The 21,528-nt window shown below is 32.0% G+C and carries 19 protein-coding genes; 9 read left to right on the forward strand and 10 right to left on the reverse strand.

Features of this window, described 5'->3' with window-relative positions:
* Positions 1-174 precede the first annotated feature (174 nt).
* A complete protein-coding gene (gene rho / locus AC1DVP_RS01055) occupies positions 175-2,025 on the forward strand; it encodes a transcription termination factor Rho (protein ID WP_477181703.1) in 1,851 nt (616 codons plus the stop codon).
* 84 nt (positions 2,026-2,109) lie between these two features.
* Here the strand turns inward: rho and AC1DVP_RS01060 are convergent, their stop codons facing one another.
* The 3 genes from AC1DVP_RS01060 to AC1DVP_RS01070 form a co-directional block, all read right to left on the reverse strand.
* The gene (locus tag AC1DVP_RS01060) at positions 2,110-3,327 is read right to left on the reverse strand and encodes an RsmB/NOP family class I SAM-dependent RNA methyltransferase (RefSeq protein ID WP_477181704.1); all 1,218 of its coding nucleotides are present in this window, start codon (positions 3,325-3,327) and stop codon (positions 2,110-2,112) included.
* Between the two features lie 104 nt (positions 3,328-3,431).
* On the reverse strand, positions 3,432-5,402 hold the full coding sequence (locus AC1DVP_RS01065) for a KUP/HAK/KT family potassium transporter (RefSeq protein ID WP_477181705.1): 1,971 nt from the start codon (positions 5,400-5,402) through the stop codon (positions 3,432-3,434).
* A 127-nt stretch (positions 5,403-5,529) separates the two neighbouring features.
* Positions 5,530-6,798 (reverse strand): hypothetical protein, encoded by a 1,269-nt coding sequence (locus AC1DVP_RS01070; RefSeq protein ID WP_477181706.1) that lies wholly within the window; start codon positions 6,796-6,798, stop codon positions 5,530-5,532.
* A gap of 115 nt (positions 6,799-6,913) precedes the next feature.
* Between AC1DVP_RS01070 and AC1DVP_RS01075 the strand changes: the two genes are divergently transcribed.
* Entirely contained in the window at positions 6,914-7,978 is a 1,065-nt protein-coding gene (locus tag AC1DVP_RS01075) for a WD40/YVTN/BNR-like repeat-containing protein (protein WP_477181707.1), read from the forward strand.
* Positions 7,979-8,034: 56 nt separating this feature from the next.
* On the opposite strand, the gene AC1DVP_RS01080 is transcribed toward AC1DVP_RS01075, so the two are convergent.
* The 4 genes from AC1DVP_RS01080 to AC1DVP_RS01095 all read right to left on the reverse strand — a co-directional run bounded on the left by AC1DVP_RS01080 (position 8,035) and on the right by AC1DVP_RS01095 (position 10,800).
* A complete protein-coding gene (locus AC1DVP_RS01080; protein ID WP_477181708.1) occupies positions 8,035-8,493 on the reverse strand; it encodes a sensor of ECF-type sigma factor in 459 nt (152 codons plus the stop codon).
* 44 nt (positions 8,494-8,537) lie between these two features.
* Positions 8,538-8,966, reverse strand: coding sequence for a hypothetical protein (locus AC1DVP_RS01085; RefSeq protein WP_477181709.1), 429 nt, complete (start codon positions 8,964-8,966; stop codon positions 8,538-8,540).
* 120 nt (positions 8,967-9,086) lie between these two features.
* A complete protein-coding gene (locus tag AC1DVP_RS01090; protein WP_477181710.1) occupies positions 9,087-9,629 on the reverse strand; it encodes an RNA polymerase sigma factor in 543 nt (180 codons plus the stop codon).
* Between the two features lie 58 nt (positions 9,630-9,687).
* A complete protein-coding gene (locus AC1DVP_RS01095) occupies positions 9,688-10,800 on the reverse strand; it encodes an SRPBCC family protein (protein WP_477181711.1) in 1,113 nt (370 codons plus the stop codon).
* A 301-nt stretch (positions 10,801-11,101) separates the two neighbouring features.
* Between AC1DVP_RS01095 and AC1DVP_RS01100 the strand changes: the two genes are divergently transcribed.
* Positions 11,102-13,138, forward strand: a complete 2,037-nt coding sequence (locus AC1DVP_RS01100) for a dipeptidyl-peptidase 3 family protein (protein WP_477181712.1) — start codon at positions 11,102-11,104, stop codon at positions 13,136-13,138.
* A 126-nt stretch (positions 13,139-13,264) separates the two neighbouring features.
* Here AC1DVP_RS01100 and AC1DVP_RS01105 read toward each other — a convergent pair whose 3' ends face one another.
* Positions 13,265-13,453, reverse strand: coding sequence for a hypothetical protein (locus AC1DVP_RS01105; RefSeq protein WP_477181713.1), 189 nt, complete (start codon positions 13,451-13,453; stop codon positions 13,265-13,267).
* Positions 13,454-13,534: 81 nt separating this feature from the next.
* Between AC1DVP_RS01105 and AC1DVP_RS01110 the strand changes: the two genes are divergently transcribed.
* Positions 13,535-13,918 (forward strand): pyrophosphohydrolase domain-containing protein, encoded by a 384-nt coding sequence (locus AC1DVP_RS01110; RefSeq protein WP_477181714.1) that lies wholly within the window; start codon positions 13,535-13,537, stop codon positions 13,916-13,918.
* A gap of 99 nt (positions 13,919-14,017) precedes the next feature.
* On the opposite strand, the gene AC1DVP_RS01115 is transcribed toward AC1DVP_RS01110, so the two are convergent.
* Positions 14,018-15,085, reverse strand: a complete 1,068-nt coding sequence (locus AC1DVP_RS01115) for a branched-chain amino acid aminotransferase (RefSeq protein WP_477181715.1) — start codon at positions 15,083-15,085, stop codon at positions 14,018-14,020.
* Between the two features lie 309 nt (positions 15,086-15,394).
* Here AC1DVP_RS01115 and mnmC2 point away from each other — a divergent pair, with 309 nt between their 5' ends.
* A complete protein-coding gene (mnmC2, locus tag AC1DVP_RS01120) occupies positions 15,395-16,054 on the forward strand; it encodes a tRNA (5-methylaminomethyl-2-thiouridine)(34)-methyltransferase MnmC2 (protein ID WP_477181716.1) in 660 nt (219 codons plus the stop codon).
* Positions 16,055-16,204: 150 nt separating this feature from the next.
* Positions 16,205-16,402 (forward strand): hypothetical protein, encoded by a 198-nt coding sequence (locus AC1DVP_RS01125; protein WP_477181717.1) that lies wholly within the window; start codon positions 16,205-16,207, stop codon positions 16,400-16,402.
* Between the two features lie 392 nt (positions 16,403-16,794).
* Here AC1DVP_RS01125 and AC1DVP_RS01130 read toward each other — a convergent pair whose 3' ends face one another.
* Positions 16,795-17,736, reverse strand: a complete 942-nt coding sequence (locus AC1DVP_RS01130) for a LysR substrate-binding domain-containing protein (protein WP_477181718.1) — start codon at positions 17,734-17,736, stop codon at positions 16,795-16,797.
* A 158-nt stretch (positions 17,737-17,894) separates the two neighbouring features.
* On the opposite strand from AC1DVP_RS01130, the gene AC1DVP_RS01135 reads away from it, so the two are divergent.
* From AC1DVP_RS01135 to can, 3 genes are all read left to right on the forward strand, one after another.
* Positions 17,895-18,374 (forward strand): Dps family protein, encoded by a 480-nt coding sequence (locus tag AC1DVP_RS01135; protein WP_477181719.1) that lies wholly within the window; start codon positions 17,895-17,897, stop codon positions 18,372-18,374.
* Positions 18,375-19,103: 729 nt separating this feature from the next.
* The gene (locus tag AC1DVP_RS01140) at positions 19,104-20,759 is read left to right on the forward strand and encodes a SulP family inorganic anion transporter (RefSeq protein WP_477181720.1); all 1,656 of its coding nucleotides are present in this window, start codon (positions 19,104-19,106) and stop codon (positions 20,757-20,759) included.
* Positions 20,760-20,834: 75 nt separating this feature from the next.
* Positions 20,835-21,473, forward strand: a complete 639-nt coding sequence (can, locus tag AC1DVP_RS01145) for a carbonate dehydratase (protein WP_477181721.1) — start codon at positions 20,835-20,837, stop codon at positions 21,471-21,473.
* Positions 21,474-21,528: the final 55 nt, after the last annotated feature.

The raw sequence follows: 21,528 nt of genomic DNA on the forward strand, positions 1-21,528 counted from the left end.
TTGTTATACAAAAATATATTTTCTTTTTAATAAATACTATTGTATGATAAAATTTATTTGTATTATTGCATAACATTACCGTAAGCACTTCATACTGCGGTTTATTAAAACAAGATACTACCCTAAAAAATCTTTTGCATTATTTTCCAAATTAATTAAACAAATAGAACATTCATGTTTGATATTTCTGTATTAAAAGAATTGAAGCTTGCTGAGCTTCAAGAAATAGCTAAAACGGCTAAAACCATAAAATTCAACGGTGTAAAAAAAGATACTTTAATTAGTCTTATCTTAGAACATCAGGCTGTTGCCGAATCTTCCCAAGAGAAAACAGCAGATGAACAGAAGCCAAAAAGAGTCCGTATTGTTGCTGAAAAGAAAGTGGCAGCAGAAAAAAATGATGCTCCAGTTTTATTTGAAAGTGAAGAAGAAAAGGAAAATCCTGAAATAGTTGCTGCACCAGAGAAAAAAGGGAAAGTTATTGCAAAAGAGGCAGCTATTGCTAGTGCAGATACGGCAGTTTCGGATAATAATGAAAAAGAAGTTAAAGTTGTAAAGTTCAGTAAGTCGGCATATGAGAAGAAGATGGCTTTGCAAAGAGAAAAAGAAGCTTTAAAAGAAACGGTTACAGTAGAAGAAACAGTATCAGATTCTAATCCAGAGGCTGTAGCTGAAAAAACAGAAAATACTGTTTCGGAAAAAAAAGTAAATCCGAATCAAATAAATAAAAAAGGGCAAAATCCAAATAATAAGATAAACCCAAATCAGAACGGCAATTCCAATCCAAATGGAAATCAAAATCAGAATTCCAATCAAAACGGAAATCAAAACCCTAGCCAGAACCCAAACCCTAACCAAAATCCTAATTTTAAAAACAAAAAAAGCAATTTCAAAGATGCTGATTTTGAATTTGACGGAATTATAGAAAGTGAAGGCGTTCTGGAAATGATGCCAGACGGTTATGGTTTTTTACGTTCTTCGGATTATAATTATTTAGCTTCACCAGACGATATTTATTTATCAACTTCGCAAGTTCGCTTGTTTGGTTTGAAAACTGGAGATACCGTAAAAGGCGTAGTCCGCCCTCCAAAGGAAGGCGAGAAATTTTTTCCTCTTGTTCGTGTTTTAAAAATTAATGGTCATGACCCGCAAGTGGTTCGTGACAGAGTATCTTTTGAACATTTGACTCCGGTTTTTCCTTCCGAAAAATTTAAATTGGCCGAAAAACAAAGCACTATTTCAACCAGAATTATTGATTTGTTTTCTCCAATAGGAAAAGGACAGCGCGGCATGATTGTAGCACAGCCTAAAACAGGTAAAACAATGCTGTTAAAAGAAATTGCCAATGCAATTGCTGCAAATCACCCTGAGATTTATTTAATCGTTTTGTTAATTGATGAACGTCCAGAGGAGGTTACTGACATGCAAAGAAGTGTTCGTGGAGAAGTCATTGCTTCCACTTTTGACAGAGAACCGCAAGAACACGTGAAAATCGCTAATATTGTTCTTGAAAAAGCAAAACGTTTGGTAGAATGCGGGCATGATGTTGTTATACTATTGGATTCTATTACCCGTTTGGCAAGAGCTTATAATACAGTACAGCCAGCTTCTGGTAAAGTGTTGAGTGGTGGTGTTGATGCCAATGCTCTGCAAAAGCCAAAACGTTTTTTTGGTGCAGCACGTAATGTTGAAAATGGCGGATCGTTGAGTATTATTGCAACAGCTTTGACGGAAACTGGTTCTAAAATGGATGAGGTTATTTTTGAAGAATTCAAAGGAACAGGTAATATGGAGCTGCAATTGGATAGAAAAATTGCTAATAAACGTATATTTCCAGCTATTGATTTAACATCTTCAAGTACAAGACGTGATGATTTGTTATTAGATCCAAAAACATTGCAGAGAATGTGGATTATGCGAAAAATGCTTTCAGATATGAATCCTGTTGAAGCTATGACTTTAATAAATGACCGTTTCAAGCAAACGAGAACTAACGATGAGTTTTTAATTTCGATGAATGATTAATTAAAGAGAATAGAAAAAAGATAAAACTGCATAAAAAAGTCCTCGAATTTTCGAGGACTTTTTTATGCAATCTGCAATCTTGTTCTAATTTTCTTTGCGTTCCAATAAAGCCATATAAAAACCGTCAAAACCAGATTCTGAAGCCAATATTTTTTGGTCTTTTATGAAATTGAATTGTTTTCCAATGTCAGTTGCTAGGAATTTTTGAACCTGTTCTTGATTTTCAGAAGGCAGAATAGAGCAGGTGGCGTATACTAATTTTCCGCCTGGTTTTACAATTTTTGAATAACTTTCAAGAACTTCCGATTGTACTTTTCGGATGTTATCGATGAATTCGGGTTTTAATTTCCATTTAGAGTCAGGATTTCTTTTAAGAACGCCTAATCCGCTGCAGGGAGCATCAATTAATACTCTATCAGCTCTTTCGTGAAGTTTCTTGATTACTTTAGTAGAATCAATGATACGGTATTCAATATTGAAAGCACCGTCTCTTTTGGCTCTAAGCTTTAGCTGTTTTAATTTGCTTTCGTATAAATCCATTGCAATTAATTGGCCTTTGTTTTCCATCAGAGAAGCGATATGCAATGTTTTTCCTCCTGCGCCTGCACAAGTATCTACTACTCGCATGCCTGGTTTTACGTCTAGGAAATGTGCTACTAATTGCGAATTGGCATCTTGAACTTCAAAAAATCCCTGTTTGAAAGCGTCTGTCAAGAAAACATTAGCTCTTTCTTTTAGGACTAATGCATCAGGCTGATCTTTTAAGAATTGGGTTTCGATATTAAGATCCATCAGAATGGCTCTTAATTTTTCTTTAGTAGTTTTAAGGGTGTTTACTCTCAAAATTACTTTAGCTGGCTGGTTTTGAGCGGCAATTTCTGTTGCCCAAACTTTTTCGCCTAATTCTTTTACGCCTAATTCATCCATCCAGTCTGGAATAGATTCTTTAAGGGCTCTTACTTTGGACAGTTCGTCAAAACGTCCTTTTATCTTTCTTTCCGGGGTTCCTTCTAATTGTCTCCAATCTGGAATTGGATAACCTCTTAATACTGCCCAAACAGAAAACATTCTCCAAAGATTATCTCTGTCATAAGGCTCTTTTACCTCAGCAATTTCTGCATATAATCTTTTCCAGCGTACTATTTCGTAGATGGTTTCAGCAACAAATTTTCTGTCGGAACTTCCCCAGCGCTTGTCTTTTTTTAAGGATCTTGCTACTACTTTATCGGCATATTCCCCTTCGTTAAAAATAGCATTAAGGGCATCGATAGTGGTGTAAACTAAATTTCTGTGTAATCTCATTTTAAATAATTGAAATGCAAAGGTACTATTTATTGGTCAAAAACTATATTTTATATTGTATTCAAAAAAAAACACTGTTTTGAGACAGTGTTTTTAGAATGTTTTTAGTTTTTAACGAAAATTCTAGTTAGTTCGATTTTCTCTGGCGGATGAAGCACCATTGGGAATTTTTCTATTTTTACTGAACTGCTGTCCAGACCAAAAGCACTTTCTTCTGATAAACTTAATTTTTTAATAAAGAAATAGGAGTTCATTATCAGTTTTTCATGCCATAATAAATCACTGTCGTTAGATAAGAATTTCTCAGATAATACGAATTTAAAATCTCCAATAATATTGTTTTTGTTTAGGGATTCATATCTGCTGGTAATGTCTACTTCACCATTTTTAACCATGTCTTTGATAACTTCTCTAAACATTAGGTTTATTTTGGTGGGCTCTCTAAATCCTAGGTTAAAATCTACTCTATATAAATCGTCTTTAAGGATTTCTCTTACTTTGTATTCTGTTTTATATGGTTCAGATAAAATATTTACGTGAACAAACCAATATATATCAGCTCTTTTAGGTCTTTTTTGCAGAATAGAAAACATTACTTTCTCTTCTATTTCATCACTGCGGTTGGCATTAGTCATGTAAACCAAATGGGTAGCGTATTTTGGAATTGATAAATCGGCACTTAGTTCGCTTAGTACTTTTTTATATTCATCAATTTTTACAAATTTAGTATAGCTTTTATTAATTTGTTTGGCTCTGTACCAAATCGTCATTACGCCAATAAGCATCATGGCTATAAAAAGAGTTACGTAACCGCCCTCTGCAAATTTGGTAATATTTGCAGCAAGGAAACTCAATTCAATACTAAGGTAAATTGTGATTAATGGAACAAAAAAGTACCATTTTACTCGTTTCATTATTAAATAGTAGTTCAATAAAACGGTAGTCATTATCATGCATAAAATAATAGCTAAGCCATAAGCATGTTCCATATTGCTGGATTCTTCAAAATGGAGTACAATTCCAATACAGCCAATAAGAAGCAGCCAGTTTATTGAAGGAATGTATAATTGACCTTTCAATTCCGTAGGATATTTGATTTTAACTTTTGGCCAAAAACTCAATCGCATTGCTTCATTGATTAAAGTAAAGGAACCAGAAATAAGGGCTTGAGAGGCAATTACAGTGGCAACAGTTGCGATTACAATTCCGAAAGGCTTGAACCATAATGGCATTATTAAATAAAAAGGATTGGCAAAATCACCGCCTAATGCCTGCAGGGTAACGCCTTCATGGTGTATTAGATAAGCTGCTTGCCCAAAATAATTTAAAACCAATGCTGATTTTACAAAAAGCCAGCTTATTCTAATGTTTTTTCTCCCACAATGCCCCATATCAGAATATAATGCTTCGGCTCCAGTGGTACATAGGAAAACAAACCCTAATACAAAAAAGCCTTCTGGGTGAATTGATAATAAATGGTATGCATAGTATGGATTTATAGCTTTAAAAACTTCTGGGTGCAATGAGATTTGGCTGATGCCTAATATTGCAAGCATTCCAAACCAAATTAGCATCATTGGAGCGAAAAACTTTCCAACTAATTTGGTTCCAAATTGCTGAATAGTAAATAATACGACTAAAATTCCAATAACTATCGGGACGGTATTGATCTGCGGAAAATAACTCCTCATACCCTCTACAGCCGAAGAAACCGAGATGGGCGGGGTAATGATTCCATCTGCAAGCAAGGCACTTCCTCCTATGATTGCTGGGACAATGAGCCATTTAATTTTTGTTTTTTTAACCAGGGCATATAAGGCAAATATTCCTCCTTCTCCATGATTATCAGCACTTAATGTGATAAGTACGTACTTAATTGTTGTTTGCAGTGTTAATGTCCAAAATACACAGGATACACCTCCTAAAACGACATCGGTATTAATAATATATTCGCCAAGTATGGCTTTCATTACATATAATGGAGAAGTACCAATATCTCCATAAATAATTCCTAAAGAAATTAATAAACCTCCCAGAGTTAATTTACTATGGAGGTCTTTGTGCGTTGCGCTCATCTAATATTTTTATAAAAACTGGTCAAATTTACTATTTTTCAATAGAAAAAAAGGACTTATTTATTAAAATAATAAAAGAGGCCTAATATGTTAATATTAAGCCTCTTTTGCAGTTTTTATATTTATTTTAGATTCTTCTGCCACCACCTCTGGAAGTATATTCGTTACTTCTTTGTGATTCAGATCTTTGGGTGCCGTTTTCTCTTGGAGTACTGTTTCTGTTTTGGGAATAGTCTCTTTGAGGCTGTTCTCTTTGCGTATTGTTTTCTCTTGGAGAGTTATTCATATTTTGATAATTGTTTTCTCTTGGAGTACTGTTTCTGTTTTGAGAATAATCTCTTTGAGGCTGTACTCTTTGAACATTGTTTTCTCTTGATGAACCGGTCATATTTTGAGAATAATCTTTTTGAGTATAATTTTCTCTAGAAGTATTCTCTCTGTTTTGGCTATAATCTCTTTGATATTCAGTTCTTTGAACGCCTACTGCTCCTGGAGAATTAGTTCTGTTTTGTGAGTAATCCTTTTGATATTCAATCATTGGTTTATTTGTACCTCTTGAATAGCTTGCTCTGTTTTGAGAATATTCTCTTTGAGAGTTATTGTAACCAGGATTATTTCTTGAATAAGAAACTTCATTTCTGTTACCACTGCTGTATCTTCTTTGATTTAATTCATAATGGTTTGAATAGTTACTGTTTCTGTTTGAAAAAGCATACTCAGGATGTCTTCTTTCATAACTGTTACAGCTATATGATGTATAAATTGCCGGTGCACGGTAGCATCTTCTGTAATTTACATAATTATAAGTGTTGCGATAATTTACACAACCATAAACATTTTGTCTGTATCTGAAAACGGAATATGGGTTCCATGCAACATAGAAATTTGGATAAAAATTCCATGTCCAAGATGAATAATATGGACGGTAATAACTTGTCCAAAATGATGCATAAATTTGTGGAGTTATGCAATATTGAGGCTCGTAAATATAGTTTTGCCCATAAATAAATGAGTTTCCTACAATTTGAATTGAAATTTTATTGCTTCGGTCTCTTTCAACTTCTATTGTAGCGACATCTTGATATAAATCACGGCCAAGTATTGATTGGATTATAATTATGTGAGTATTGTTTTCTACAGATTCTATTACTCTTAAATAGTCTACTTGATTATCGTTATTTAAGTCTAAATTTGAAATTTGAAGTTTAGGATCATTTAAGCGTCTCTCAAAGTCATTTAAGTTTTGAGATTCTCCAAAAATAGAAGATACGGCTGTTAAATCAAGATTATCGCTAATATCTGAGTTCATGGCGTTTATTGTAGTTCTATTTTGTGCGTTCATTTGAAAGGCAAAAAAAGTAGCAATAATTGCGGCTAATTGTATTTTGGTTTTCATGGCTTTTTAAATTAATTGATTTGTGTAATTATGTAAACAACAATTGTGCCAGAAATATGTTTCCTTGGCAATGGATTTTAAATAAATTTATATATTTTATTAAAAACAGTAAGTTATGAGGTTTAAAATATTTGTTAGTTTCTTGTTTATTAGTGTATTGCATTTTGTTTCAGCTCAGGATTTAAATAAAAATAAAATTGATGCAACAGATTTTCATGCAGTTCAAATAGATACTCTTTTCCAAGATAAAATCAGTATAAGGGCAATTGTAGTGGATAACGGTAAAGTTTGGTATGCAGGTGATAAAAACAGGTTTGGGTTTTATGATTTAAAAATCAATGAAAAATTTGAAAACACTGTAGTTGAGGATACACTAAAAATAGAATTTAGAAGTATTGCCAAAACAGATAATCATATATACTTGCTTAGCGTGGCTAATCCTGCTTTGTTATATCAAGTAAGTAAAAACGGGAAAAGTATTAAATTAGTCTATCAGGAACGAAATGAAAAGGTTTTTTATGATAGTATGCAGTTTTGGAATAATAAGGAAGGAATTGCAATAGGAGATCCTTTGACTAATCACCTTTGCGTATTAAAAACAATTGACGGTGGCTTTACTTGGAATAAAATTTCAGAAAGCAAACTTCCAGAAGTTTTTGAGGGGGAAGCTCATTTTGCAGCTAGTAATACAAATATTGTTATTAAAGGTAAAGGCACTTGGATTGTTTCGGGAGGGAAAAAAGCCAGAGTTTTTTATTCCCCAGATAAAGGAAATTCCTGGAACAGTGATGAAACTCCGATTGTTCAGGGGAAACAAATGACTGGAATATTTACAGCTGATTTTTATGATGAAAAAAATGGTTTTGCTGCGGGAGGAAATTATGAAATCCCAAATCAGAATTTTGATAATAAAGCAGTAACAGATAACGGAGGGAAAATATGGAAACTTATAGCCAATAATAAAGGATTTGGATATGCTTCTTGTGTTCAGTATGTTCCTAAAAGTAAAGGTATGGGGATCATTGCTGTTGGAGCATCTGGATTGCATTATTCTTCAGATGGCGGTGTTAATTGGGTGCAATTTAGTCAGGATCCGAGTTTATATACGATCAGGTTTATCAATAAAACTACTGCTATTGCCGCTGGACGGAACAAAATGATTCGTATTCGTTTTAAATAAAAACTCCCGTTTTATAAATCTATTATAAAACGGGAGTTTCTGAATTAATAACCAAATTATTTGTTAGGACCTTTGTCTTTATATTGTTGCAAAAGTTTTCTGTTGAAATCTTCTTCTGCTTTTTTTAATTTTAAAATTTTAATAGAAGGAAGTACATCTTTTAGATTTATCATGAATTTTTTTCGTAAGTTGTATAAATCTTCTTCATTATCTTGAATTTGATCTAAAAGTGCACTAGCATCTTTCTCGGATAATTTAGCGAGATTGTCACCTTGCATTCTTTTAAAATAATTTTTCATTTTTTGATGTCTTAATTCAAATTGTTTGTCATCAAAAGTATTGTAGAGAGGCCAGAATTTTTCAGCTTCGCTTGGAGTTAGATCAAGTTCAGTAGTGAAAAATGCAACTTTCATTGCTCTGATTTGTTCTTTTTTATCTTTAAAATTTTCGCTTTGGGCATAAAAATTAAAAGATAAAAACAGAAAAAGTATAGGGAATATTTTTTTTAAGTCCATGATTTTTATGTTTTGAGTATATTTATTTGTACAGAATTTTGAGTTTAATTTTCAATTACAAGATTTTCAATGTTAGGGTTTGAAGCCAGCATGTCTTCTAATGTTTGAGTTTCTATTTCTTTTGTGTCCAGAATAATAATATTGCTTTCAGGTTCAATTTCGCTTATTATTTCGTCTTGATTTATATGTCCTTCTTCAGTTAAATAGTTTTCGATAGTTGTTGAGTCAAGATCTTTGCTTTTTGAGTATGATTGATATAATATTGGAATCATTAATGCAATTGTAAAAACCGCAGCAACAGCCAAAAGAACTGTTTTTCTTTTTCTAAAAATAGATATAACTTTTGTTTCCTTAGCAATTGGTTCATTAGTTAATTTTTCAATTAATGTTGCTTGGAAATTTTCAAAGTAGTTGTCAGGAGTTTTAAAACCTGATTCTATTTTTGGTTCGTTATCTAATTTAAATGGTGTCATGTGGTAATTTTTTTTAAATGAAATAGAGAATTTAATAACAGTTTTTCGTTTTTTTGATGCTATCAAATATTTTTCTTGTCATTTCATAATGTGTATTGGACTTGTTTTTTTAACAAAGGTTTAATTAGTTGTTACAAAAGCTTCTATTTTTTTTATTGCATGATGATAAGATGCTTTTAATGCACCTACCGATGTTCCTAATATTTCAGACATTTCTTCGTATTTTAAATCTTCAAAATATTTCATTTTAAAAACTAATTGCTGTTTTTCGGGTAATTGGGCAATTGCTTTTTGTAATTTGATTTGAATTTCATTCCCGTCAAAATAAATATCAGCTTTCAGGTTATCAATCGCTTTATTTTTTAATTCGACAGATGATATGCCGCTTTTTTTAGCTTTTTGATTTAAAAAAGTCAAAGCTTCATTGGTTGCAATGCGATACATCCAAGTAAATAATTTGCTTTCACCTTTAAAGCTTTTTAAATTTTGAAATACTTTTACAAAAGTGTTTTGCAGAACATCATCGGCATCATCATGACTTAAAACAATATTTCGGACATGATTATATAACGGTTTTTGATAATCTTGCATGAGTCTTTGAAACGCCTGATTTTGCGTTTGAGGATTCAATAGACTAAAAATAAATTCCTTTTCGTCCTGCAATTTGTTTTATTTTTAAACTTTGATGCGAATAAACAGAAAAGGTTTAATCTGAATTTAATTAAAAATCAAATTCGTTATCCTGTTTTTTTGTGTTATGCTGAGGAGCTAGGCTGTCTTTTACTGCTTTTTGATATACCTTAGGCGGCGCTATAACTTTTGGTGTTATTGGGAAATATATTTCTGTTAGCCATTTTGAAGGGCTTAGATTTTCATTTTTGCCTTTGGTAAAAATTTCTAAATGCGAAAATGTACTGCCAGTCAGGATGTTTTTAGCCGTTGCATACGCTGCCGTTTCGGCGAGTGCTTTATTTTTATAAGTGTAATTTCCAGTTAAACTTGTTTTTAATGCTTCAAAAGCAACCAATTTTCCCGATAATATTTCGCTTCCTTCACTAGTAAAAATTTGTTCTTTTATAGGGATGCAAAAAGAAACTCTGGTCAAATCGTTGATAGTATCGTAAGTATGGTAAATAATAAAAGGCTTTCCATTTTGGCTAATATTATTTTGTTTGCAAAAAGTAATAATTTTTGGAAAAACAGCATTTGCATTTTTAGTAATATTAGATATTTTACTTGTGAATGATTGTCTTAAATAATAGGTTTCCAGTTTTTTTACGATGCCATTTATTTTTACGCTAAAAGCAGAGTTTTCAAAATCAAGTGTTTTATCAAGATTTGCTAAGGACTTATCATAGATTTTAGATAAAGTGTTTTTTGTACCTACGTTAAAAAAGGTACTTACTTTTAGCATAAAATCCATTTTACCAACTGATTTCCAGATTACTTTTGTTCCGCCTACAGTGTCTTTGAAACTCCAATATACATTCGAGGAAGTTTCGTTAAATTCCATTTTCTGCACAATGCTGTCATTCCCCTTAGTATATAAAGTCTGAATAGTGCCAATATCTTTGTTTCCTTCCCAAGTAAGTGAACTTCCCCGGCCTATAGTTGAAGGAGAAAATGAGGGTTTTGCAGATGCGTCTTCGGAAATCCAAGAGCTAAATTTTGGCCAGTTTTTATAATCATTGACATAGTTAAAAACGGCAGCCTTTGGAGAATTAATTACTTTACTGCTTTCTACTGTAAAATTCCCTTTTTGTGTTGCAATATATATTGTAAGCGCAACAAGGCTTAATAGAAATAAAAGAAAAAGATATTTAATAATTCTCATAATGGATTCAATGTTTTTACTGCTGTAAAGTTAGAAATTAAATTAATTATACTACAACATCAATTCATAAAATGTTAAAATGATTCAGTGGAATTGTTGTTTAGTGTATGGAAAAATGCTGTTACAATAATTTAAAACTTCAAATGAGTTTGCAATATTGTGACTGCATTTCAGAATTATGTTATTGAAAGTTGAGAAATGTGTAAATTAATAATTATTATGAGCTTTGTTTTTATTGTTTGTTTAAAGAATATGTATATTTGTTATGTATTTATTTGTTTAACATCTAAAAAAAATAAAAATGAAATTAGTTAAAATTATAGTTCTTTTCATGACTTTTGCGGTTTCAGCTGTCAGTAATGCGCAAAATGATAAAAAAGCAACAGCAAAGCTGGATGAAAATGCTCCTTTTGATTTTTTTGTAGAACAGTTCTCGGATATTAAAGTTTTGCGGTATCAAATTCCAGGTTGGGAAAATCTTAGCTTGAAAGAGAAGGAGTTAGTTTATTATCTTACGCAAGCAGGAAATTCCGGGCGTGATATAATGTGGGATCAGCATTATAAATATAATTTAAAAATCAGAAAAGCATTAGAAAATATATATCAAAATTACAAAGGAGATAAAAAGAATACCGATTGGAAAAATTTTGAAATTTACTTAAAAAGAGTTTGGTTCTCTAATGGTATCCATCATCATTATTCAAATGATAAAATTAAGCCCGATTTTTCGATGACTTATTTCAATACTTTGTTAGCAGATACTAAAACTGCATTATCTCCTGATATTGTTGCCATTTTATTTAATGATGTTGATTCTAAAAAAGTAAATCTCGATGCTGCAAAAGGATTACTTGAAGGTTCTGCAATTAATTTTTATGATAAGGGAATCAGCCAAAAAGAAGTTGAAGCATTTTATGCCAATAAAAAGAGCCCGGATCCTAAAAAGCCATATTCTTTTGGTTTGAATTCTAAATTGGTCCGCAATGCAAATGGCCAATTGGAAGAAAAAGTTTGGAAAAGCGGGGGTATGTATGGAGCAGCAATTGATAAAATTGTTTTTTGGCTGGGAAAAGCTCAAAAAGTTGCTGAAAATAAAAAACAAGCCGATGCAATTGGTCTTTTGATTAAATATTATAAAACGGGAGATCTTAAAACATGGGATGATTATAATATTGCTTGGTTGCAGGCTACCGAAGGAAATATTGATTATATCAACAGTTTTATAGAAGTGTATAATGATCCGTTAGGATACAGAGGCTCTTATGAGGGAATTGTTCAGATTAAGGATTTTGATATGTCCAAAAAAATGGAAGTAGTTTCTAATAATGCACAATGGTTTGAGGATAATTCTCCATTGGCACCAGAGCATAAAAAGAAAAAGGTTGTGGGTGTCTCTTATAAAACGGTAGTTGTTGCTGGTGAATCTGGAGATTCATCACCAAGCACGCCAATCGGGGTGAATTTACCAAATGCAGATTGGATTCGTGCCGAGCATGGTTCTAAATCAGTTTCTCTTGGGAATATTATTGATGCTTACTCTAAAGCAGGAGGAAAAGGCAGATTACAGGAATTTGCTAATGATGCTGAGGAAATCAGATTGGCGGAAAAGTATGGTGAACTAGGAAGCAAACTGCACACTTCGTTGCATGAAGTTGTTGGTCATGCATCAGGACAAATAAATCCAGGTGTTGGGACTCCAAAAGAAACATTGAAAAATTATGCTTCGACACTAGAAGAAGGAAGGGCAGACTTAGTAGGCTTATACTATTTATACAGCCCAAAAATTCAAGAAATTGGATTGGTTGACAATTGGAAAGAATTAGGGATGCAGTGTTATGATAGTTATATTCGAAATGGATTAATAACACAATTAGTGCGTTTAGAATTAGGTGCAAATATAGAGGAAGCTCACATGAGAAACCGTCAATGGGTAAGTGCTTGGGTTTTTGAAAAAGGTAAAAATGATAATGTTATCGAAAAGATTACGCGCAACGGTAAAACTTATTTTAATATTACCGATTATGATAAACTGCATGATTTATTTGGGCAATTATTGAAAGAAGTGCAGCGAATTAAATCTGAAGGTGTTTTTGAAGCCGGAAAAGCATTGGTAGAAAACTATGGCGTAAAAGTGGATCAAAAACTGCATGCCGAAATTTTAGAACGCAATAAACAGTTTCCTGACGCTCCATATAGCGGTTTTGTGAATCCTGTTTTGGTTCCAAAGTTAAATGCTAAAGGAGAAATCATCTCAATAGCTGTAGAACAGCCTAAAACATTTGAAGAACAAATGCTGCAATATTCTAAAAAATATAGTTTTCTGCCTTTAGAAAATTAAAAAGATTGATTTTATAAAACCAGAAACGCCCACAGTGATGTTGGGCGTTTTTTTTTGCGAAGCATAAGGCTTTATTTTAAAAAACATAGAAACTTAGTATCTCAGAATTTTAGCATCTTTTCGAAATTAATGTTTAAAATAAATTTTGATGACGAATAAAAGTCCAATAAATATCAAGAAACCAATTAAGATTTTATAATTTCCTTTGTAAAAAACTTTATGTAAGTTGGCATCTTTTCGATAAGCAAATATCATTGTTATGACAAAAGCGATAAAAAAACAGAGCGCAAATATTAATTGACCTTGACTGAACATGTTTGAAAAATTTTCTGTAAATTTAGGTAATAGTTTAGAAATAGTTGTTAATTTTCCGTTTCAAATCAATAATTATAAAGGATGCAAAAACAAATCAGCGCTGTTAAGGAATTTCATACAGCATTCAGAATAGGACATAGCGAAACTCCAATCGCAGACTTGGGTGACAGTAAAAAAGAACTCCGCTATAACTTAATGAAAGAAGAGAATGAAGAATATCTTGAAGCTGTCAAGAATAATGACCTGGTAGAAATTGCCGATGCTCTGGGCGATATGATGTATATTCTTTGCGGGACTATTATTGAACATGGACTACAGCATAAAATTGAGGAAGTTTTTGATGAAATTCAGCGTTCTAATATGAGCAAATTAGGTGAAGACGGAAATCCAATTTATAGAGAAGACGGGAAAGTAATGAAGGGACCAAACTATTTCAAACCAGATTTTTCTAAAATTCTTTTGTAGCTGATTTTTTCTTTTCGTGCAGTTGATATCAAAATGTGGATAAAAAAAATCCCAATTGTCTATAACAATTGGGATTTTTTGTGAAGTTTAAATTGTAAACTATATTTTAACAGTCCAACCAAATGTATCTTCTGTTAGCTTGTTTTGAAGATTTGTTAATTTCTCTTTCAATAAAGAAGCAAAAGAGTTTTCGATTTTTGGTAATTCATAATAAATCTCTTTATAGGAATAACCCGCAATTGGGTTTACAACAGCCGCGGTACCAGCTCCAAAAATTTCTTTTAAAGTTCCATTCTGAGAGGCTTCTACCAATTCAGAAACCAATACAGGACGAATCTCTACTGTGATTCCTTCTTTTTTGGCCATATCGATAAGACTTTTTCTTGTGATACCATCTAGGATTCTTTCACTAACAGGTGCAGTCAATAAAGTATCATTTATTCTAAAAAACACATTCATTGTACCTGCTTCCTCAAGTTTGGTGTGTGTGGCATCATCAGTCCAAATTACTTGTTGGAATCCTTCTTTGTTGGCCAATGTAGTTGGGTAGAATTGCGAAGCATAGTTACCGGCAGCTTTTGCAGCACCAATACCTCCGTTTGCAGCTCTGCTGTAATGTTCTGCGATCAATACTTTTACTTCTCCAGAATAATATGCTTTTGCAGGAGATAATAATATCATGAATTTATAATCTTCAGATGGATTTGCAACAACTCCAGCTCCAGTAGCAATCATGAAAGGTCTAATGTACATAGTACTTCCATTTCCATTTTTTACCCAAGCTTCGTCTAATTTTAATAATTGTTTTAATCCTTCAATGAAAACAAATTCAGGAATTTCCGGCATAGCCATACGCACTGCTGAAGCATTAAAGCGTTTGTAATTTTCATCTGGTCTAAAAAGCCAAATGTCATTGTTGTCATCTTTGTAAGCTTTCATACCTTCAAAAATGGCTTGGCCATAATGAAACACTTTTGCCGACGGATCAAGTAAAAGCGGTGCATAAGGCTTAATGACAGGTTGTTGCCATTCTCCATTGATGTAATCGCATTCTAATAAATGATCTGTAAATACAGCTCCAAAGCTTAAATGATCAAAGTCAACATCATTTATTTTTGTAGTAGCAGCTTTTATTGTTTCAATTTTGTTAGTTTGAGTGGTACTCATAATTATTGCTTAATATATTAAAAAAAAGATCGTTTAGTTAATAAATGGGCTACAGTAGAGAAAATTTTCTGCGTCCTTTTATTGTTGATTGCAAAATTAAATAAAAATCAGATAAATAGTTATCAAAAAATCATTAATTATGGTCTTTAACTGTGATTTATTTATTGTATAATTTTATTTAAAAAAAGGTGTTAAATTCTGTGGAATATATAAAAAATATGGTTTTTAGATAACGATAAGAAATTCTTTTATTTAATTTTGAAAGCAATATAGTGCGATGAAATGCTATAATAACTCAAAAACAATACTTTGGAAAGAGAAATTATCCACACATCCGATGGTTCTACAACGATTCATATAAAAGAATGGGATGAATGTTACCATTCTAAGCATGGAGCGATACAAGAAGCTAAACATGTATTTATTAAAAATGGGCTGGCTTTATTTCCTAATCAAAAAGTCTCTATTTTGGAAATTGGTTTTGGAACAGGCTTGAATGCTTTTATAACATATTTGGAAGCTGAAGAGTTAGGGCAGACAATAGATTATGTTGGAGTGGAGGCATACCCAATTTCTGAAGAGGAACTGCTATCTATGAATTATCCAAAGGAACTCGATGCATTAGATCATAAAACGGTTTTTGATAAAATGCATGCCTTAAATTGGGAAGAAAAAAATGATTTGTCTGAAAATTTTTCTTTGACCAAAAGAAAACAGTTTTTTGAAGATATTGATGATATTGAAAAGTTTGATTTAATTTATTTTGATGCTTTCGGATATCGTGTTCAGCCTGAATTATGGAGCGTTTCGGTATTTGAAAGAATGTTTAAGTCGCTTAAAAACAACTCTGTATTAGTCACTTATGCAGCAAGGGGCGTTATTAAAAGAAATATGATGGAGGCTGGGTTTACTGTCGAAAAACTTGCAGGTCCTCCAGGGAAAAGAGAAATGTTCAGAGCCAGAAAATGATTTTTTAAAAGCCTTATGATTATTGGAATTTGGGACGAAATCGATATATTTTGCATATTTATGTGTTAAAAAAGATAATCGTATTTGAAAAAAAATGTATTTTTACATCACGTTAAAATCAAGATATAACCCCAAAAATCTTAATTTATTATGTCTAAAATAATGTTTGATTATACAAAGTCAGTGTTAGAAAGAGTGAGTTTTGACCCAGTACTTTTCTGCAAAGAATTAGAAAAAGCTATTAGAACACTGTTGCCTTTTGAATTGGATCAATTAAGAGAGTGGCTGTTTGATTTCATTATTGAGAAACCAGAATTAAAGCAATGTTTGCTAATTGTAAATTCATAATATAAGATGAATCAATAAAATGATTCTTTTTTTATGGATTTATTTTTTATTGGACAATTCTTAGTGAAAAGAGTAAATAACTTACAATAAAATTATAAAATACGCTATTCGTCGGTTTATTTTGTTTTTTATGGATTGTTTTTATTTGAGTTAAAGAATTTTTTCGATAATTTTGCAACTGTTTACTAATTCAATTTATTTATGCCTTTTTGTTATATCTGTAATTAATTATAATTATGCAAAAGGTTCTCGAAAGAGTGAGCTTTAATCCTATACATTTTAAAAATAGTTGAAAAAAGCAATAAAGCACTTATTGCCTTATACGTTTTAATGCATTTTAAGGTAGAGAGTAATAAAAAAGGAACCAATTTGGTTCCTTTTTTGCTTTTGTATTATTTTTTTAAGAGCGGACTCACAATTTGGACATTTTGAAAAACAATTGCTCCTTTTACAACTCCTGCAATTGTGCTTCTTAAGGCATCAATAATTTGTATTTTTAATTCACTTTTAGGGTAAATTAAACTTACCTCACGGGCTGGTTTTGGTTCTTTAAAATGTCTCAGCTTTGATTTGTCAGATTCTTTCAGATCCAATGTGTGCAGGTATGGAAGTAATGTTGTTCCCAATCCTTCATCAGCCAGTTTTATTAATGTTTCAAAACTGCCGCTTTCTATTTGGAAAGGCTTAAGTCCTGTTTCGTTTCTGTTTTTGCATAAGTTCAAAATCCCGTCTCTAAAACAATGCCCGTCCTGCAGCAGTAAAATTTCATTGATATTGAGATCGTCTATTTCAATTTCTTCTTTTTGAAATACTGCATTATTTTCAGGTATGTAAGCAACAAATGGTTCAAAGTAAAGAACGATCTCTTTTATTTTTTCATCCTCCAGCGGTGTTGCGGCAATGGCTGCATCGAGATTTCCATTTTTTAATTTTGTAATAATTTCTTCAGTATTCAGCTCCTCAATAATTAATTTTACTTTTGGATATTTTTTGATGAAATTATTCAAGAACATAGGCAATAAAGTAGGCATAATGGTCGGGATAATTCCAAGTCTGAATTCACCTCCTATAAATCCTTTTTGCTGTTCTACGATATCTTGTATTCTATCTGCTTCATTGACAATGTTTTTGGCTTGAGATACAATTTTTTGCCCAATGTCTGTTAGCTGAATTGGTTTTTTGGTTCGGTCGAAAATTTGAATATTCAACTCTTCCTCAATTTTTTGAATCTGCATACTCAATGTCGGTTGTGTAACAAAACATTTTTCGGCGGCTAACGTAAAGTTTTTGTGTTCGGCTACAGCCAATACATATTTAAGTTGTGTGATAGTCATAAAATAGTATATTTTTATGCAAATATAAAAACAATCAATTTAATTTATAGCTATTTTTTTGTTTTAATAGATAATTTTGATGGAAATAAAAGAAGCGATATGTGCCGTAATTTTAGGGATGTATCAAAATAAAAACAGAATTTAAATAAACAAAGAGCATGAAACTAAATACTATAGGTTTACCAATAGAAGAATCAGAAATTATAATTGTAGAATTGAATGTGCTGCTGGCTAATTATCAAATTTATTATCAAAGTCTGAGAGGATTGCATTGGAATATTAGAGGCAAACGCTTTTTTGATTTGCATTTGAAATTTGAAGAGCTATATAACGACTCACAATTGAAAATTGATTTGATAGCCGAAAGAGTTTTAACTCTTGGAGGAAGACCATTGCATACTTTTGAAGATTATATGAAATTCAATCAATTGCCAGTTGGAAAAAACATTTCTAATGACGAATCTGGCATTCAGCTGATTGTAACTTCGCTTTCTCTATTATTAAAAATAGAAAGAGAAATTCTAAGTAAAGCTTCGGATATTAATGATGAAGGCACAAACTCAATGATGAGCGATTTTATAGTAGTGCAGGAAAAAACTGTCTGGATGATGAAGGCTTGGTTAGAAGAGAGTTTGTGATTTTAAAAAGATAAAATAGGAACAGTCTATGTTTTTTATAATATATAGGCTGTTTTATTTGTGTTAAAATTAGATTAATTTTGTAAAACTAATTTTTTTGTTCAAGTTCTATCCGTTATTTTTGCCCACATGAAAATTTTTGCAAGCATAGTATTATTGTTTTTTGTTTTTTTTCTGGTGGCGCCCACAATTGTGGCGTGTCTGGAAAATGACAAGGAGAATACTAGTCTTTGCGGAAATTCTAGCAACTCTTCTTTTGAAGAATTAAAACATGATATAAAGTATTATACATTCAATACTTTTTTGGAAATTCCTTTTTTAATCTTAAAAAAAGGGTCAGGTCTTATCATTTTTGAAAATTTATCGAAGCATGATTTAAACTATGCCTCTATATTTATTCCTCCTCCAAACAGGTTGTAATTTTCCCATTTTTATCATCATTGTATAGTCGATTGCTATTGTATTGCAAATAATAAGTAGCAGGTTAGAGTTATGTGATTGTTTTTCAGTTTTTTAATTGGAACTAAAATTTGCGTGCAAATGTTATTTGTGCATGCCATTCTAGATTTACAGATCTGATTAATTGACTTTTATTACTGCTGTATTACTGCAAATAAAAATGATGCCTCATTTTTTGGACACTTTCTTTTTACGGAACAAGTGTCTTCCATTGCAATATTTATATTGTAGTGAAAACCTAAATTATCAATCTTATAATAACTTTATATTATGTCAAAGAATACAAATCTTTTTGCTCATTTTAAATCAGATTTTGCTTCTGGTTTAGTAGTTTTTTTGGTAGCCTTACCACTCTGTTTGGGAATTGCAATGGCCTCTGGCGCTCCACTGTTTTCTGGAATTATTACAGGAATAATTGGCGGTATTGTTGTTGGTTATTTGAGTCAGTCCCAAATAAGCGTTTCAGGACCGGCAGCGGGTTTAACTGCTATAATACTTACTGCGATAACCACTTTGGGAGGGTTTGATGTCTTTTTAACCGCTGTTTTTATTGCAGGAATCATTCAATTGACTTTAGGTTTGCTAAAAGCAGGAAGTATTTCAAATTATTTTCCAACCAATGTTATTGAGGGAATGTTAGCCGGTATCGGAGTCATAATTATTATGAAACAATTACCGCATGCTTTTGGTTATGATGCCGATTTTGAGGGAGATCAATCCTTTGTTCAAACAACTGGTGATAATACTTTTTCTGCTCTTTTTAATGTTTTAAATCACCTGCAATTGGGAGCTATATTGATAACATTAGTTTCAATAGCCATTTTGATTGCATGGGATAAAGTTCCAGCTTTAAAGAAGCTGAAATTAGTCCCTGGCGCATTGGTTGCCGTAATTGTTGGAATAGTGTTGAACGAATTTTTTATCTCATCTGGAAGTTCATTGGCTATTGAAAAAGAACATTTAGTTTCGTTGCCAGTACCAACTTCATTTGATGAATTTAAAGCAATTATTGTGACGCCAAATTTTGCTGGATTTTTGAATCCACAAGTTTGGGTAGTGGGTGTAACTATTGCGGTAGTTGCTTCTATAGAAACTCTTTTGTGTATTGAAGCAGCAGACAGAATGGATGTGCACAAGCGATATACTAATACAAATGTAGAATTAAGAGCACAGGGGATTGGAAATATTATATGTTCATTGATAGGCGGATTGCCATTGACATCAGTTGTGGTTCGTACATCTGCAAATAATGAAGCAGGTGCCAAATCAAAATTATCTGCCATAATTCATGGCGTTTTATTATTGGTCTGTGCGCTGTCCATTCCTTTTATACTGAATAAAATTCCTCTGGCTACTCTTGCTGCGGTTTTAATTTTAGTTGGATATAAATTAGCAAAACCAGCAACATTCAAACATTTTTGGAGTTATGGAAAATACCAATTTTTGCCTTTTATCGCTACTTTTTTAGGAGTTGTATTTACAGATTTGTTAAAAGGCGTAGTTTTAGGAATCGTAATCTGTATTATCTTTATATTGAGAGGGAATCTTAAAAGAGCATACAGTTTTAGAAAGAATGAATATGTTGACGGTGATATTATTCATATCGATTTAGCTCAAGAAGTATCTTTCTTGAATAAAGCGGCTATCAAAATGACTTTGGCCAAAATACCGAAGAATAGCACAGTGGTTATTGATGCTAAGGATACTGTTTACATTGCTCACGATATTTTGGATTTGATTCATGAATTTAAGACAATAAGAGCAATAGATGATAATATTAATGTGAAATTAATTGGATTTAAAAAGGAGTATGATTTAGAGAATAGCAATGAATCTCAAAATCATGTATCGATCGAGCATCATTATGATTTTGTAAAAAGAGAAATGGTCGAAAAAAAGGTTGTAAACGAAGATTTTTTACATTAATTTGTAATTTTATAATAATATAGAATAGACAATTTATATAATTTAAGCCAAATAAAACTTTAAAAAAAAACTAAAATGAGCGATTTTTATAAAAAAATATTAGACAATAATAAAAAGTGGGTTGAAGAACAATTGAATTTAGATCCAGAATATTTTAAAGATTTGGCCATGGGGCAAAAACCGCCATTGTTGTGGATTGGATGTTCTGACAGCCGCGTGCCTGCAAATGAAATAATCGGAGCTAAGCCAGGAGAAGTTTTTGTTCACAGAAACATTGCTAATATGGTTATTCACTCGGATATGAATATGTTGAGCGTGCTGGATTACGCAGTAAATGTTTTAAAAGTGAAGCATGTTATTGTTTGCGGCCATTATGGATGCGGGGGTGTAAAAGCCGCTATGGGTAATGCTTCAATAGGGATTATTGATAACTGGATTCGCCATATTAAAGATGTTTATCGTCTGCATGACAAATATTTAAATGCTATAGAAGATGAAAATGAACGTTTTAATGCTTTTGTTGAAATCAATGTTAAAGAACAAGTATTTGATTTGGCCAAAACATCTATTCTGCAGTCTGCTTGGAAAAACGGACAAGATGTTTCTATTCACGGATGGGTTTATGGATTGAATTCTGGATTTGTTACAGATTTGGGAGTTAACTTCAGTTCAGATCAAGATTTGGACGAGGTGTATCAGCTTAATTTCAAATAGGATTAGGCTGTTCAGTAAGAATTGAATAGGCTTTATAAAATGTCAAAAGGCTGTC

It is taken from the genome of Flavobacterium sp. P3_A6, from assembly GCF_056403035.1.

Excerpts from the sequence above, each read along its gene's own strand:
- AC1DVP_RS01130 (WP_477181718.1), bottom strand. The coding sequence starts at position 17,736 with ATGACTATCACACAACTTAAATATGTATTGGCTGTAGCCGAACACAAA.
- AC1DVP_RS01115 (WP_477181715.1), bottom strand. The coding sequence starts at position 15,085 with ATGAGTACCACTCAAACTAACAAAATTGAAACAATAAAAGCTGCTACT.
- AC1DVP_RS01060 (WP_477181704.1), bottom strand. The coding sequence starts at position 3,327 with ATGAGATTACACAGAAATTTAGTTTACACCACTATCGATGCCCTTAAT.
- AC1DVP_RS01075 (WP_477181707.1), top strand. The coding sequence starts at position 6,914 with ATGAGGTTTAAAATATTTGTTAGTTTCTTGTTTATTAGTGTATTGCAT.
- AC1DVP_RS01085 (WP_477181709.1), bottom strand. The coding sequence starts at position 8,966 with ATGACACCATTTAAATTAGATAACGAACCAAAAATAGAATCAGGTTTT.
- AC1DVP_RS01105 (WP_477181713.1), bottom strand. The coding sequence starts at position 13,453 with ATGTTCAGTCAAGGTCAATTAATATTTGCGCTCTGTTTTTTTATCGCT.
- AC1DVP_RS01125 (WP_477181717.1), top strand. The coding sequence starts at position 16,205 with ATGTCTAAAATAATGTTTGATTATACAAAGTCAGTGTTAGAAAGAGTG.
- AC1DVP_RS01080 (WP_477181708.1), bottom strand. The coding sequence starts at position 8,493 with ATGGACTTAAAAAAAATATTCCCTATACTTTTTCTGTTTTTATCTTTT.
- AC1DVP_RS01095 (WP_477181711.1), bottom strand. The coding sequence starts at position 10,800 with ATGAGAATTATTAAATATCTTTTTCTTTTATTTCTATTAAGCCTTGTT.
- AC1DVP_RS01110 (WP_477181714.1), top strand. The coding sequence starts at position 13,535 with ATGCAAAAACAAATCAGCGCTGTTAAGGAATTTCATACAGCATTCAGA.
- AC1DVP_RS01100 (WP_477181712.1), top strand. The coding sequence starts at position 11,102 with ATGAAATTAGTTAAAATTATAGTTCTTTTCATGACTTTTGCGGTTTCA.
- AC1DVP_RS01135 (WP_477181719.1), top strand. The coding sequence starts at position 17,895 with ATGAAACTAAATACTATAGGTTTACCAATAGAAGAATCAGAAATTATA.
- rho (WP_477181703.1), top strand. The coding sequence starts at position 175 with ATGTTTGATATTTCTGTATTAAAAGAATTGAAGCTTGCTGAGCTTCAA.
- can (WP_477181721.1), top strand. The coding sequence starts at position 20,835 with ATGAGCGATTTTTATAAAAAAATATTAGACAATAATAAAAAGTGGGTT.
- AC1DVP_RS01140 (WP_477181720.1), top strand. The coding sequence starts at position 19,104 with ATGTCAAAGAATACAAATCTTTTTGCTCATTTTAAATCAGATTTTGCT.
- AC1DVP_RS01065 (WP_477181705.1), bottom strand. The coding sequence starts at position 5,402 with ATGAGCGCAACGCACAAAGACCTCCATAGTAAATTAACTCTGGGAGGT.
- AC1DVP_RS01070 (WP_477181706.1), bottom strand. The coding sequence starts at position 6,798 with ATGAAAACCAAAATACAATTAGCCGCAATTATTGCTACTTTTTTTGCC.